At 33.1% G+C, this 14078-nt stretch carries 14 protein-coding genes; 9 read left to right on the top strand and 5 right to left on the bottom strand.

Annotated features, from left to right (window positions below; all coding sequences use genetic code 11):
• Positions 1-67: 67 nt before the first annotated feature.
• The 9 genes from OLM53_RS02365 (at position 68) to OLM53_RS02325 (ending at position 8933) form a co-directional block, all read left to right on the top strand.
• Positions 68-352 carry a DUF3817 domain-containing protein gene (locus OLM53_RS02365; protein ID WP_264521459.1) on the top strand — a complete coding sequence of 95 codons (285 nt, stop codon included), beginning with the start codon at positions 68-70 and terminating at the stop codon, positions 350-352.
• The gene (locus OLM53_RS02360) at positions 345-1604 is read left to right on the top strand and encodes a mechanosensitive ion channel family protein (RefSeq protein WP_264521458.1); all 1260 of its coding nucleotides are present in this window, start codon (positions 345-347) and stop codon (positions 1602-1604) included. Before OLM53_RS02365 ends, OLM53_RS02360 begins: the two co-directional genes overlap by 8 nt.
• A gap of 106 nt (positions 1605-1710) precedes the next feature.
• The gene (locus OLM53_RS02355; RefSeq protein ID WP_264521457.1) at positions 1711-3072 is read left to right on the top strand and encodes an OmpA family protein; all 1362 of its coding nucleotides are present in this window, start codon (positions 1711-1713) and stop codon (positions 3070-3072) included.
• Between the two features lie 81 nt (positions 3073-3153).
• Positions 3154-3546 (top strand): glyoxalase, encoded by a 393-nt coding sequence (locus OLM53_RS02350; RefSeq protein WP_264521456.1) that lies wholly within the window; start codon positions 3154-3156, stop codon positions 3544-3546.
• A 169-nt stretch (positions 3547-3715) separates the two neighbouring features.
• Positions 3716-4429, top strand: coding sequence for an esterase family protein (locus tag OLM53_RS02345; RefSeq protein ID WP_264521455.1), 714 nt, complete (start codon positions 3716-3718; stop codon positions 4427-4429).
• A 290-nt stretch (positions 4430-4719) separates the two neighbouring features.
• The gene (locus OLM53_RS02340) at positions 4720-5667 is read left to right on the top strand and encodes an ATP-grasp domain-containing protein (protein WP_264521454.1); all 948 of its coding nucleotides are present in this window, start codon (positions 4720-4722) and stop codon (positions 5665-5667) included.
• 30 nt (positions 5668-5697) lie between these two features.
• Complete coding sequence (locus OLM53_RS02335; RefSeq protein ID WP_264521453.1) at positions 5698-6807, top strand: carboxylate-amine ligase; 1110 nt, start codon at positions 5698-5700, stop codon at positions 6805-6807.
• Between the two features lie 36 nt (positions 6808-6843).
• The gene (locus OLM53_RS02330) at positions 6844-7671 is read left to right on the top strand and encodes a type 1 glutamine amidotransferase (RefSeq protein WP_264521452.1); all 828 of its coding nucleotides are present in this window, start codon (positions 6844-6846) and stop codon (positions 7669-7671) included.
• Positions 7672-7742: 71 nt separating this feature from the next.
• A complete protein-coding gene (locus tag OLM53_RS02325) occupies positions 7743-8933 on the top strand; it encodes a hypothetical protein (protein WP_264521451.1) in 1191 nt (396 codons plus the stop codon).
• Position 8934: 1 nt separating this feature from the next.
• Here OLM53_RS02325 and OLM53_RS02320 read toward each other — a convergent pair whose 3' ends face one another.
• The 5 genes from OLM53_RS02320 to OLM53_RS02300 form a co-directional block, all read right to left on the bottom strand.
• On the bottom strand, positions 8935-9414 hold the full coding sequence (locus tag OLM53_RS02320) for a hypothetical protein (protein ID WP_264521450.1): 480 nt from the start codon (positions 9412-9414) through the stop codon (positions 8935-8937).
• Positions 9415-9485: 71 nt separating this feature from the next.
• The gene (locus OLM53_RS02315; RefSeq protein WP_264521449.1) at positions 9486-10706 is read right to left on the bottom strand and encodes an ATP-grasp domain-containing protein; all 1221 of its coding nucleotides are present in this window, start codon (positions 10704-10706) and stop codon (positions 9486-9488) included.
• A gap of 4 nt (positions 10707-10710) precedes the next feature.
• Positions 10711-12135: a leucyl aminopeptidase family protein gene (locus OLM53_RS02310; RefSeq protein WP_264521448.1), complete on the bottom strand. Its 1425-nt coding sequence runs from the start codon at positions 12133-12135 to the stop codon at positions 10711-10713.
• A 47-nt stretch (positions 12136-12182) separates the two neighbouring features.
• Positions 12183-13325 (bottom strand): alpha/beta hydrolase, encoded by a 1143-nt coding sequence (locus tag OLM53_RS02305; protein WP_264521447.1) that lies wholly within the window; start codon positions 13323-13325, stop codon positions 12183-12185.
• A gap of 206 nt (positions 13326-13531) precedes the next feature.
• Positions 13532-14020: a hypothetical protein gene (locus OLM53_RS02300; protein WP_264521446.1), complete on the bottom strand. Its 489-nt coding sequence runs from the start codon at positions 14018-14020 to the stop codon at positions 13532-13534.
• Between the last annotated feature and the right edge of the window lie 58 nt (positions 14021-14078).

The raw sequence follows: 14078 nt of genomic DNA, 5'->3' as shown, positions 1-14078 counted from the left end.
AAAAGTAACGGCTTTTTAGCGGACTTTATGAATGTTATTATTTAATTTTGTCGCAAATAAACATACAATGACCAAAGTTTTTAAGTTCATAGCCATTTCAGAAGGCATATCCTATTTAGTGCTATTTTTTAACATGTTAGTAATCAAACCCAATCATTTTGAATTATATAAATCATTGTTGTTTCCAATCGGAATGGCTCATGGTCTGCTATTCATCAGTTACGTGATTATGGCATTTCGAATTAAAAATAATCAGAATTGGGATTTAAAAGATTTATTTGTTGTACAAGTAGCTTCCCTATTGCCATTTGCTACTTTTTATGTTGAAAAAAAATATGTAAAAAATGCATAAACTCGTCGAAAAAATATTTGGTTGGTGCTATCTACTATTCAAAAAATGGGATTTTGGAGAGACGCTTGCTGCTTATCTAAGTTTGGCCATCAACATAGTTGTTTTAGCTATTTTATCCTATATCATTTATTTGATATTCCGATTTTTATTGGTTAGAACTATGATTGTTATCGCAAGAAGAACTAAAACTAAATTCGATGATTTATTAGTTTCTAATAAGACCGCTAAATATATTGCGCATCTAATTCCGCTACTGTTTATTTACAAATGTGTTCCTATTATTTTGGAAAACTTTGTCTATTGGGAATCCGTTTTTGGTAAATTAGTTGGCATTTATATTGTTTTACTAAGCTTATGGATATTTAAAACCATTCTGCATGCTATTAGAGATCATTTAAAACAGAATCCATCATTCAGTGATAAGCCAATTGATAGTTACATTCAGGTAATTATGATTGTGTTGTGGATTTTTGCTTTTATTTTCATCATCTCCAAGATATTTGATATTGATACCAACACTATGTTGGGAACCTTTGGAGCCATTTCAGCAATCATTATCTTAATATTCAGAGATACTATTTTAGGGTTTGTGGCGAGTGTTCAAGTGTCGTTGAATGATATGGTTCGTATTGGTGACTGGATTACTTTTGACAAATTTGGTGCTGATGGTGATGTGATTGAAATTAATTTGGCAACAGTAAAAGTTAGAAACTTTGATAATACCACCACAACAATTCCAACCTACAGTATGATTTCTGATTCTTTTAGAAACTGGCGAGGAATGTTAAATTCTGACGGACGTCGAATCAAAAGACATGTTTTAATCAAAGCTAGCAGCATTCGTTTTTTAGATGATAATGAACTATTAAAATTAAAAAAAATACAATTAGTTAGTAGTTACATAGACCTTCGTCAGACAGAAATTGAGAAATACAATACAACACACCAAGTTGATAAATCAATTTTAATCAATGGAAGAAACATGACTAATTTTGGATTATTCCGAAAATACATTACACAGTATTTAAGTCAATATCCCGGTTTAAATAAAGATATGATTTTACTTTGTCGTCAATTACAGCCCACGCCACAAGGGATTCCTTTAGAAATCTACACTTTTTCAAACGATAAACGATTTGAAAACTACGAATATATTATGGCAGATATTTTCGATCATGTGTTCGCTTCTATTTCTTATTTTGACTTGGAAATCTATGAAATGCCATCAGGAAAAAGTGATTATGTAGAATAAGTTTTACATTGCATTCAATTAAATATAAAAAAGTTGATTATTAATAGGAAACATTTATATTTGTAGCGATTTAACATTTTATTATAATAATAACAAATCAAAATATATGAAGAATTATCTACTATTATTGGCAACAATTTTTTGCTTCTCTTTATCTACTAGTGCCCAAGGTCCTAACAAAAACAAGAAAAATAAAAAAGGAGATTTAGAACTTATTGCTGCAGAGCCTGACAAAGAGCTAGTTGGAGAAACATTCAATAGATGGTCAGTAGAAGCTGATTTCGGTCAAGCTAAAGGATCAAAGCCTTATACTGATGGTTATTATGCTAATAATCCTGGTAAGTTTTTTGGTGGAATTGACATAAATCATGTTGGATTTGGTGCTAGATATATGTTCAGCCCAAAATTCGGTGTTAAAGCCAATTTTAATTTTGATAATCTTCAAAAACAAGGTGACTCTGGAAGTCCAGCATTTCAAATGGAACACATCCAATTCTCAGGTGAAGGTGTAACCAATTTGATTCGAATATTTGATATTCAAAAACAAGCTAAAAGATTTGGATTATTATTCCATTTTGGTTTTCAAATTTCACGCATGCAACCTAAAATCGGACCTTATGCAAACGTTCATGAATGGAATGGCGGAGTTGTTGGAGGTATCTCACCACAATTTAGAATATTTAAAAACGTAAGTATATTTCTTGATTTTACTGTTAATTCAAATGTTAGACAACATTTTAACTGGGATGGACAATCATTTTCTGACCCAAAAAATAACTTAACAGGAAGTTTATTTAGATCTACTTTTGGGGTGTCATTAGCACTTGGAAAAGGTAAAATTCATGGAGACTGGGCTATTATTAAAGATAAAAACGATAAGCGTTTAGATTCTCTAAATAACAAAATTGGAGAAATAGAAGACTTGATGAATGATAGCGATAAAGATGGTGTGCCAGATTATTTAGATGTTGAACAAAATTCTATTGCTGGTGTTGCTGTGGATACTAAAGGTAGAATGGTTGACAAAAACAACAATGGTGTACCAGATGAGTTAGAGAAATATGTTGCTAATACTATTGCAACTAATAATAACACTACAACTGCTGCTGCAACAGAAAATGCTGTGTTAACTCTTATCAATGATGGTTATATAGCTGCTTATTTTGACCCAGCTAAATCACAACCAAATCCTGCATCAGCTAGTAATATAGGTTTCATTCTTAATTACTTGAAAAACAACCCTGACAAAACTGTTGATATCACAGGTTTCGCTGATGAAATTGGAAGTAACGAATACAACAACAAATTGGCAAGCGATAGAGCTCAAGCGGTTAAAACTATCTTAGTTAAAGCTGGTATAAGTGAGTCTAGATTGAATATCTTATCAAACGGAGAAGATAATTCAGTAGATAAAAAATCTGATTGGGCAAGACGTCTAGTTCGTAAAACACTATTTAAAGTCAAATAATAATTAACAATTAATTATTAATAACTATAAAAAACCTCTGTATTTGTACAGAGGTTTTTTTTTAACTTTAAAATAAAAATCATGGAAGCCAGAGATAACAATGTTCTTGAATTAAGAGGTGAAGCATTAGGAGTAATCAATATTCAGTCTTCATCCGAAGAACTATTTCAAAATAAAACCCTCCGTCCTATTTTGAAATTGCAAAATGATTTATTCATCCAAGTCTTTATTAATTATGCCATAAAACAAAAAGGTGCCTTTTTTGAGCTATCTCCTGATAAAAAAATGGCATACATAGAAAATGTTATCCAACGTGATATCAAGTTTCGAAACTCTTTAAAAGGAATGATTATCGCCTTTTTTACTTTAGAGGAATACGCTGAATATATTCAAATCTCATCCAACTTAAATAAACGAATGATGAATATGCTCATAGAACGTTTAAAAAGCCAAGTGCAACTTATCGAAAAGTGATTTTAAAACTGATAAATATTAAAATCATCTTTTGATTTCAGGGTATTTATTAAAGAAAATTCAAAAACTAAATATCTTTAAAAAGTATATCGCAATAGTTCTCTATTTCTTTATTTTTATCAATTTTACAACGAATTTTTCATTATAATTGTTTAACTAATAACAATTTATGAGAGAAGAATATTTTAAATGGTATTCACCGAATTTGAGTCGTGAAATTGAGATGTTGGTTTTTGGACATGCTGGTTATCCAGTCATCCTCTTCCCTACTTCTATGGGAAGTTTTCATGAAAATAAAGACCAAGGTTTGATAGAAAGTGCCAGTTGGTATATTGATCAAGGCTTAATACAAATATTTTGTCCCAACAGCATCGATAAAGACAGTTTTTACAATCGTCATATTCATCCCGTTCATCGCATTCAAAATCATGCTTGGTATGATAAAATGATTTGTCACGAAATTGTTGAACGTGTAAAAAACAATACCGGTGCTGGTAAAGTTGCTGTTGCTGGATGCAGCTTTGGGGGCTATCATGCGGCCAATTTTGCTTTCAAACATCCCGGATATGTAAGTCATATGTTTTCCATGAGCGGAGCCTTTTCTATAAAGAGTTTTATGGATGGCCATTGGGATGATGATGTATTTTACAATTCCCCTGAAGATTATCTTCACGGATTAAACGATGGTGAATTATGGAATATGGATATTATTTTAGGAACTTCTAACTGGGATATTTGTTTAGATGCCAATTTAAAACTAAGCAAAATTTTAGCACAACGAGATATTCCACATTGGTTGGATATCCGACAAGATCGTGAACATGATTGGCCTGTATGGCGTGAAATGTTTCCGCATTATTTATCTCGGATTAAGTTTTTTTAAAAAGAACACTATATAAAGAAACTAGTTCTCACAATTAAATTACTAGAACTATGAATTAAATTACTAGAACTGTGAATTAAGTTACTAGAACTCTCAATTAAATTACTAGAACTATGAATTAAATTACTAGAACTGTGAATTAAATTACTAGAACTCTCAATTAAGTTATTAGAACTGTGAATTAAATTACCAGAACTCTCAATTAAGTTACTAGAACTGTGAATTAAATTAGTAAAACATTAAACTAAATAAGTATTAGACAATAACAGAATCAGATAAACATAGTAAACATGAAAAAGATTGGAATATTATTTGGTATGGAAGATACCTACCCACAGGCATTTATCGATAGAGTAAACTCAAAAGGCGAGAAAGGAATTATTGCTGAAGCCGTTTCCATTGATAAAGTAGTGCAAAATAAAGGTGGCGAATATGCCGTAATTATTGATAGGATTTCTCAAGATGTCCCTTTTTATAGGGCATTTCTAAAAAATGCAGCCTTAACAGGAACTAATGTAATCAATAACCCATTTTGGTGGAGTGCTGATGATAAATTTTTCAATAACTGTTTGGCCGATACTTTAGGTGTACCGTTACCCAATACAGTGATTCTTCCTTCTGCAGAACATCCTACTGATACTACTTCTAAATCGTTTAGAAACTTAAAATATCCTATGGATTGGGATGGAATTTTTGATTACATCGGGTTTCCAGCATACATGAAACCCTATGCTGGTGGTGGTTGGAAAAATGTATACCGATTAGAAAACAAGGAAGAGTTTTGGCAAAAGCATCAGGAAACAGGCCAATTAGTTATGCTTTTACAAGAAGAAATTGTATTTGAGGATTACTACCGAGTATATTGTTTGGGTTGCAAAGATGTCCGCATCATGCCCTACGAACCAAGAAACCCGCATCATCTTAGATATGTAGTTGAAAATCCAAATACAGATAAAAAACTGATGGCTACCATCAAAGACTACACCTTACGTCTTTGCAAAGGGTTAGGCTATGATTTCAATACCGTTGAGTTTGCCGTTCGTGATGGAATTCCTTATGCTATCGACTTTGGAAACCCTGCTCCTGATGCTGAATTGACTTCGGTAGGTGCTGAGAATTTTGAATGGGTGGTAGAGACTTCTGCTAAAATGGCAATCGCTGCAGCCAAAAAACAAAAACCAGGACAAACCAATTTAACTTGGGGAACCTTTATTAAAGAATCAGCAGCCCAAAAATAAAATGGTGTTTGCTAAGTAATACAAAGAGTGATGACTAAAAAATTACCCATATTTACACTTGGTGTAGAAGAAGAATATCAAATCATTGATCCACAAACTCGGGATTTGCGTTCGCATTTATCCAAAATTGTAGATGGCGCCAAAATCATTTTAAATGAACAGGTTAAAGCCGAAATGCACCAGTCTGTGGTAGAAGTTGGAACCAATATTTGTAAAAATGTAGGCGAAGCTAAACAAGAAATTCGTTTTCTGCGTAGCAAAATTGTGGAACTGGCAGACAAACAAGGATTGGTTGTAGGAGGCGCTGGAACCCATCCGTTTTCAAGATGGCAAGACCAACCCATTACAGACGACCCAAGGTACCATCATATTGTAAACGAATTGCAAGATGCTGCACGTTCTAATTTGATTTTCGGAATGCATTGTCATGTGGGTATTGAGAACCGCGAAATTGGGTTACAATTAATGAATCAAGCTTGCTATTTCTTGCCTCATATTTTTGCGTTATCCACTAATTCTCCGTTTTGGGAAGGAAGGAATACAGGGTACAAATCCTTTAGAACCAAAGTTTTTGATAAATTCCCACGTACTGGTTTGCCGGAATATTTTGATAGTGTTCAGTCGTATGACAACTATTTAGAGACTTTGGTAAAAACCAAATGTATCGACAATCCGAAAAAAATTTGGTGGGATTTACGTTTGCATCCGTTTTATGACACCATTGAGTTTCGTATTACGGATATGAGTTTAACGGTTGATGAAGCCATGTGCATTGTAGCAGTGATTCAGGCTATTGTGGCTAAATTGTATAAACTTACTATGGCGAACACCAGTTTTAATATCTATAGAATCGCTTTGATAAAAGAGAATAAATTCCGTGCTGCACGTTATGGCATAGAAGGCAATATGATTGATTTTGGTTTGCAAAAAGAAGTGGATACAAAATGCTTAATTCATGAGTTACTTGAATTTATTGATGATGTAGTTGATGAATTGGGTAGTCGAGAGCATATCAATTATGTTAATACTATTTTAAATGAAGGAACTGGTGCCGACAAACAGTTAGCAGTTTTTGAAGCTACACAAGATTTGACCAAAGTGGTGGATATGATTACCAGCGAATTCACTAGAGGATTGTAAATGAAAAAGGTATATTTGCACCATTAAATCAATAGCATGAACCACCAAATAAGAATAGCAGTTTTAGATATGTACAACGGAGAACCTAATCAGGGAATGCGCTGTATTATTGATATCATGAATAGATTCAATCAAATAGTTACGTTTCAAATTTTTGATGTTCGCGGTAAAAGTGAATTTCCCAATATTGAAAAGTTTGACATCTATATCTCTACTGGTGGACCAGGAAATCCATTAGAAGGCGATGGCAATTGGGATTTAAAATGGTATGATTTCATCAATCAGTTATGGAATTGGAACAAGGAACAAAAAGTAAAAAAACACGTTTTGTTTATTTGTCATTCGTTTCAAATGGCTTGCCATCACTTTGGCTTGGCCGAAATAACTAAAAGAAAATCAACCTCCTTTGGGGTAATGACCATTCATAAAACAGAAGCAGGAATGAATGATCCTATTTTAGAAGGTTTAGAAAACCCGTTTTATGCTATTGACAGTCGGGATTATCAAGTGGTACAACCTAAACTAAGTATATTTAGCAAAAAGGGCGCGATGATTATTGCATTGGAAAAAATAAGAACTTACAGAGAATATGAGCGAGCCATTATGGGCGTTCGTTTTTCGGATGAGTTTGTTGGTTTGCAATTCCATCCAGAAGCTGATGCTTTGAGTTTTATTGCCAATTTGAAGAACAAAGAAAAAAGAGAAAGAATTATTGATATGAAAGGAAAACAAAAGTTCCGTGACATGTTAGAAGATTTACTAGACGAAGATAAAATCTATAAAACCAACGAAACCATTATTCCTAATTTCCTACGCATTGCTATCAATGATTTAATGAAACACAAAAAAGCGTTATCCAATTGATTAACTAGTGATTAGTAACAAGCTTTGAACTGATTACTTGACTAATCACTATTCACTAATTACTAATCACTATGAATTCTAACTATAGAACACTTTTCAATCAAAATTTCACTATTGAAAAATACGACGATTTAATTCAAGACATTACCTCTGATTTTGATTATAAAGTTACCTTTCGTATTGGTGAAACGCCATTTTTTATCCCAAATGATTTGAAAGAACAATTGTTGGAAGGTTGTCAGCAAGTGATTGATTTTATTCAAAAAGAGGATTTTAAAGCACTTACTAATAGAGCATTAGAATTGAATCGAAAAGTACCTAACGAAGATAATCATACTACCTTTTTAGCTATTGATTTCGGGATTTGTGAAGAAGAAGGTTCCATTGTTCCTAAGCTAATTGAAGTGCAAGGATTTCCGTCTTTGTTTAATTTTCAGAATCATTTGTCTCAAAAATTTGTCGACCACTACCCTTTCCTATCAGAACTAACCCCTTTTCTTAACGGATTAAATCAGGAAAGTTATTTGCAATTAATAGAAGACGTTATTTGCAATAATTATCCAAAAGAAAATGTTATCCTGTTAGAAATTGAACCAGAAAAACAAAACACAAAGATAGATTTCTATTACTGTCACAGAGATTTAGGGATTCCAATTATTTGTGTAACCGAATTGTATCAAAAAGGACAACAACTTTTCTATAAAAATGAAAAAGGAGTAGAAATTTTGGTAAAACGAATCTACAATCGTGTCATTTTTGATGAATTGGATTTACGCACCGATTTGAAACTAAACTTTGATTTCTCTTCTGATATGGATGTAGAATGGGCAGGTCATCCGAATTGGTTTTTCCGAATTAGCAAATTCATTTTGCCTTACCTAAAAGGAAAATATTTTATAGAAACTACTTTGCTTTCGGATTTAAAAGAGATTCCTGCGGATTTAGAGAATTATGTTTTAAAACCATTGTTTTCTTTCTCAGGAAGTGGCGTAATTTTCCATGTAAAAAAAGAAGATATTGAAGCTGTAAAAGAAAAAGATTTATACATCCTTCAGAAAAAAGTAAATTATAAACCTGTCATTCAATCGCCAGATGGTAAGGTAAAAGCAGAAGTTCGATTACTAGCTGTATGGAAAAAAGACGCTCCTGCTCCTACTCTAGTTACCAATTTAGTTCGATTAAGTCGTGGTGAAATGATTGGAGTAAAATTCAATAAAGACAAAGATTGGGTGGGTGGAACGGTTGGAATGTTTGAAAAATAAATTACAAATAGTTCTTTTTGATTTGTAGAAAACTCTTTTCTGAATTCACTAATTCATTAACAACTTCCTTTCTTAAAGATTCAAAATCGTCATATTTTAAATACTTAGCCCAATCAGTTTCCGTCAATACTTCTTTGATAGTTCTGATGGTTTTGGCAGTATCTTTAGCATTTCTAAAAACCAAATTCTGCTGATTATTGGAGCTTAGTTTGTGATAAAAATTGGCTTCTTGTGTTTCAAAATTGGCTTCAATAAAGAAAAGTTTTGAAGTATCATCATTAGAATAAAAATCAGCCCAATTAGCATATCCAACAATATTGTGTTGACTTTTGAACTCGGCTAAAGGAACTAAACGCCAATGGCAATTAGCCACTCTTCCCCAATGATTGGAAATACGATACAAGCCTTTGTCAGTAAAAATGTATTGACTACCCGATTGACTTTTATAACTAATCTTTAAATCGCTTATTTCTTTAAACAAAACTTCCTTCCAAATACAGAAAGTGTGTTTGTGAAAATTGTGTTTACTATAGATTTTATTGGCCACTACTATTAATGCAATTTCTTTACTGCTTCTTGTTGAGCAACGGTTGCAAAATCTCGGATTAATCGTTCTGCATAATCGTCAAGTAACGCCCTAACTCTTGTGTGATTGTCACTTTTTACAATCAAACCAGCATGATAATCTAAAGGAACTCTAAAACAAACTTCTGCATCATTAAAGCCAGATAAATCAGGGTGTTCAAACTTGGAAAGTGTCAATACAATACCTGCAAATTCTTGCTTAATTTTAGGCAATTTATATTCTTGTCCTTTTACTAAGGCATCTTCAATTTTTGCCCATTCTCCCCACAAGTTTACTCCAGATGCAGCCTCAACCATTTCAGCTAGGTGAGCACCCCCAACACGAGAAGCTGTTTCTAGAAAATAAATTTTTCCGTCATCATTGCATTTGATAAACTCAGTGTGGTTCGCACCATGTTGCATTCCAAAAGCTTTTAATACTTGTTCATTTACTTTCTTGATTTGTTTATCATCTTTAGTATCATATGGAATATTGGCACTTCTGAAGATACCCCCACCTTGAGAAATTTCCATTGGTGTGGCCAAATATTGTGAAGTAATTGAAAATAAAGTCTTTCCTCTCCAATTTAATCCATCACAATGAAAAACAGCACCAGGTTTGAATTGTTCTACTAAATATTTGATTCGATTGGTATCCCCAAGCTCGTGTATTTTTTGCCATAATTCCTCTTTTGAATATACTTTCATAATTCCCGAAGCAGAGGCTTCTGAACGAGGCTTTAAAACCCAAGGAGGTGAAACCGTATCAGCAAATTGATTGATTTCTTCATCATTAAACAAAGAACTAAACGCAGGAATAGGAATACCAGCATCTTTAGCTTTCATTCTCATAGCCAATTTATCACGGAAATACCTTCCCGTGGTTTGTCCCATTCCATCGATTCTAAGATTTTCTCTTAGATAGGCTGCTTTTTCAACATCAAAATCATCTAAAGCAACAATGCCATGAATCTTTTTATGACGCATCACACTAGCGACCCCGGCTAATAATTCTTCTAAATTCCAATCCACATCTTGTCCAGGCATGAAAAAAATATCATCAATATACTCAAATGCCCATGGCTTTTCCCGAAGTTTTTCGGAAGTAATCAGGTATACTTTATTTCCTTGCTTTTTCAGATTAATCATGAAATCGTTTCCTTTGAAATAATTGGAAACACAGATGAAATTTTTAATTGGACTTTCCATACTATTACAGATTTTCAATAAAGTTTGTGATTAAGTGAACTCCATAGGCCGTGGCATGTTTGGTTTTGGCAAATTCATCATCACCAAAAGCCACTCCAGCAATATCAAGATGTGCCCATGCACTGTGATTATTAGTAAAAAATTCTAAAAACTTAGCAGCAGAAATAGCGCCAGCAACAGGTTTTCCAGAATAGTTTTTTACATCCGCAATTTCACTGTCAATATCAGGTTTATAAGCATCCCATAATGGTAATTGCCATAAACGCTCACCAATTGCATCACCAGCTTCTTGCAATTTTATTGATAATTCCACATTGTTAGTAAACAAGCCAGCACATTCATAGCCTAAAGTCCCAATAACGCTTCCTGTTAATGTGGCCAAATCAATCACAGTTTCTGGTTTATAATTTTTTATCAAATAAGATAATCCATCGGCCAAAATCAATCTCCCTTCAGCATCAGTGTCAATGATTTCTATGGAATGTCCAGCATAACTTTGTATAACATCGCTTGGTAAAAAGGATTGCGCATCAACAGAATTCTCACACGCAGGAACAATAGCCGTCACACGGACAGGTAATTGCAAATCAGCAATCAATTGCATCGCTCCTAAAACAGCAGCTCCTCCCGCCATATCGCACTTCATTTGAACCATCCCAGCTGTTTTAATATTTAAACCTCCTGTATCAAATGTAATTCCTTTGCCAACTAACCCTATGTGCTTTTTAGCATTCGCCGGATTGTATTCCATGATGATGAATTGAGGCTCTTGAGCGCTTCCTTTTCCAACAGAAAGAAAAGAATGCAACCCTACTTCGGTAGATTTTTCTTTGCCAAAAACAGTTACTTCAAAACCATGTTTTTTTCCTGATTCGGTGGCCCAATTAGCTAAATATTTGGGGGTGACTTTATTAGGAGGCAAATCAACTAAAGCATAGGTTTCAAGTTGTGCATTTGCAATTTTAATCGCTTTAGCTATTACTTCACCAAAGTCTGTATTGGCAATATAATTCAATTCGAAATCCGAGTTCAAAAAGGAATGGATTTCCGTTTTTTTGTAATGCCCTAAATTATAAGTTCCTAATAACAAACCAGAAAATGCAGCCTCTACTTGAGTTTTATTGAAGTTATCTGGAATAACTAAAGCTACATTTTTTCCGAAAACTTCTTTTTGTTTAGCAGCAATTCTTCTGAATATAGTTTTTAAAGATTTATAATCTAACTCTTTTCCTAAACCAATAAACACATGAGTGCATTCGTATTTTTCAACCAAATAATGGGTATCTTTTTTTCCGTAAAACACTTGAGAATATACTGAAACTCCATGATATTCAATAGGTACGATGCTTTTGGCTGTAGTTTCAAATACTGGAATTAAAATTGTTCCTTTAAAACTATCGAGGTTTTGTTTTTTTATAATTTTATTCATGCTTTAATATTGCTTTTTGGGTATTCATGAATCTTTGATTTCATAAGTTATTCATCTTTGTTGCTAAAGTAAAGCCATTCAATAGCTTTGGGGAATTCATCACTCCAATAACGCTCATTATGTTTGCCTTCGATATTTATGCTTAAACGAACTTTCATCATATCGGCATATCCTTCTTTTTTTAATAATCTTTTCTTAAAATGTTGCACATGATCTATCATAGTAGCACTTTCATCACCACCTGCATAGAGATAGATTCGGGTATTTTGAGGTTCATCCATGTCTAAGAACGACAGTTTGATTTTGGGCACGACCCAAAGCGATGGCGAAAATATCATCAGTTTACCAAATACTTCGGGATACATAATTCCAGAAAAGATACTAACTAATCCTCCCATAGAACTTCCTCCTATTCCAGTATTAGTTCTATCAGATTTAGTTCTAAAATTACTGTCGATAAAAGGCTTAAGCGTTTCTGTTACAAATCGAATGTACTTTTTTCCTTGACCATTTCCGAGAACGGTATTACCCACATTGTATTCTTTAATTCGCTCTTTTTCTGCATGTTCGACGGCAACAATTATTATTTTACCAATTTTATATTCCGCCATTACGGCTAACTTTTTATCTATTTCCCAATTGCCATATTTGGCTTTTTCGTTAAATAAATTTTGAGCGTCTTGTAAATACAAAACTGGATATTGTTCAGTTGATGTTTCGTAATCATGAGGTAATAAAGCCCAAACTCTTCTAGTTTTATTTAACTGTGGGATTTCAAATTCTTCTGAAATCAAATGTACTTTAGGTAGATAATTAGATTTAAAGGGTAGCCAATTGTGTCTCCATTTTGCAACATGTTCTTTATGAACACCGTTTTTCTTTTTACAAGAACGGTTTTCAGTTCGATTGCCATATTTATCAATCTCTACTTCACTCCAATCACCTCGTGTGAATTTGTATAGCATTTCTTCAGGATAAACGAAGTCATGAGCAAATTTAAAATGGTACAAGCCATGCTCCACTTTTTCCATTTCGAAACGTTTATCTTGTGTAACCCAATTATTAAAATTCCCTGAAATGTATACAGGACGGTCGTCATCTTCATCAGTTGTCAAAAGAATATTGAGTTGAGGCTCAATAATTTTTTTAACTTCTTGTTCGTCTGTCACGATTTCTTGTTCTTTATTCATGTTTTATTGAAGTATGCTAATAAGCGTAAAAATAACTTTTTGGATTTGGATAACAAAGTCTTTTACCGAAATATATGGATATTTCAGTTGAAGGGAAATGTTAGTACAAAAATGTATTTTAATAACTATTTTTTTGAGAATATAGCATAAAAAAAGACCTAACAGTTGAAACAATTAGGTCTTCTCAAAACTTATGTAATTAGTATTTAATCTTCGTCTTTATTTTCCTGCGCTTCAGGAGTTGATGCTTTATAGTCTTTTCTGATTTCCGTATGACGGATTTCTCCACCAGAAGTGCCAACTTGTTGTGCTAAAAATACACCCACAAAAGCAATAACTAAAACCAAATAGGAAACCAACTTAGCTTTACTATGATTTTTAATGTTAGTATACAATCCTAATAATGAAACTACGCCTAAAACATATAAAACTAAAGCCAATTTTTCGGCCATTTCTTCGTGTTCGTGAATAATTTGCTTGCCAACAGTAGGCATGTCTTCTACCATTTCTTCAGCTCCTTCTCCAGTTCCCATACTAAAAGCCGCGAAAATAGCTGCTATTATAAACAAAACATAAGAAACATTCTTTACTGTATTGTTTTTTAATAATAAGCCTGCAATCAAAATACCTAACCCTAATATCGTTCCAATGATTGGAAAATGATTGACTACTAAATGATAATGTGCGTCGGTCATACTATTTTTATTTAAAGTTGAAATCAAAGTTACTATTGTAAAGTCGAAAACAAAATGA

Source organism: Flavobacterium sp. N1994, from assembly GCF_025947145.1.
Lineage (GTDB): Bacteria > Bacteroidota > Bacteroidia > Flavobacteriales > Flavobacteriaceae > Flavobacterium.
Note: the sequence above shows the minus strand (reverse complement) of the source record. Positions and strands in the feature narration are given on the sequence as shown.

Bases quoted from the DNA above. Each gene is read 5' to 3' on its own strand.
- OLM53_RS02315 (WP_264521449.1), bottom strand. From the start codon at position 10,706: ATGGAAAGTCCAATTAAAAATTTCATCTGTGTTTCCAATTATTTCAAA.
- OLM53_RS02340 (WP_264521454.1), top strand. From the start codon at position 4,720: ATGAAAAAGATTGGAATATTATTTGGTATGGAAGATACCTACCCACAG.
- OLM53_RS02345 (WP_264521455.1), top strand. From the start codon at position 3,716: ATGAGAGAAGAATATTTTAAATGGTATTCACCGAATTTGAGTCGTGAA.
- OLM53_RS02300 (WP_264521446.1), bottom strand. From the start codon at position 14,020: ATGACCGACGCACATTATCATTTAGTAGTCAATCATTTTCCAATCATT.
- OLM53_RS02365 (WP_264521459.1), top strand. From the start codon at position 68: ATGACCAAAGTTTTTAAGTTCATAGCCATTTCAGAAGGCATATCCTAT.
- OLM53_RS02305 (WP_264521447.1), bottom strand. From the start codon at position 13,325: ATGAATAAAGAACAAGAAATCGTGACAGACGAACAAGAAGTTAAAAAA.
- OLM53_RS02360 (WP_264521458.1), top strand. From the start codon at position 345: ATGCATAAACTCGTCGAAAAAATATTTGGTTGGTGCTATCTACTATTC.
- OLM53_RS02325 (WP_264521451.1), top strand. From the start codon at position 7,743: ATGAATTCTAACTATAGAACACTTTTCAATCAAAATTTCACTATTGAA.
- OLM53_RS02355 (WP_264521457.1), top strand. From the start codon at position 1,711: ATGAAGAATTATCTACTATTATTGGCAACAATTTTTTGCTTCTCTTTA.
- OLM53_RS02310 (WP_264521448.1), bottom strand. From the start codon at position 12,135: ATGAATAAAATTATAAAAAAACAAAACCTCGATAGTTTTAAAGGAACA.
- OLM53_RS02335 (WP_264521453.1), top strand. From the start codon at position 5,698: ATGACTAAAAAATTACCCATATTTACACTTGGTGTAGAAGAAGAATAT.
- OLM53_RS02330 (WP_264521452.1), top strand. From the start codon at position 6,844: ATGAACCACCAAATAAGAATAGCAGTTTTAGATATGTACAACGGAGAA.
- OLM53_RS02350 (WP_264521456.1), top strand. From the start codon at position 3,154: ATGGAAGCCAGAGATAACAATGTTCTTGAATTAAGAGGTGAAGCATTA.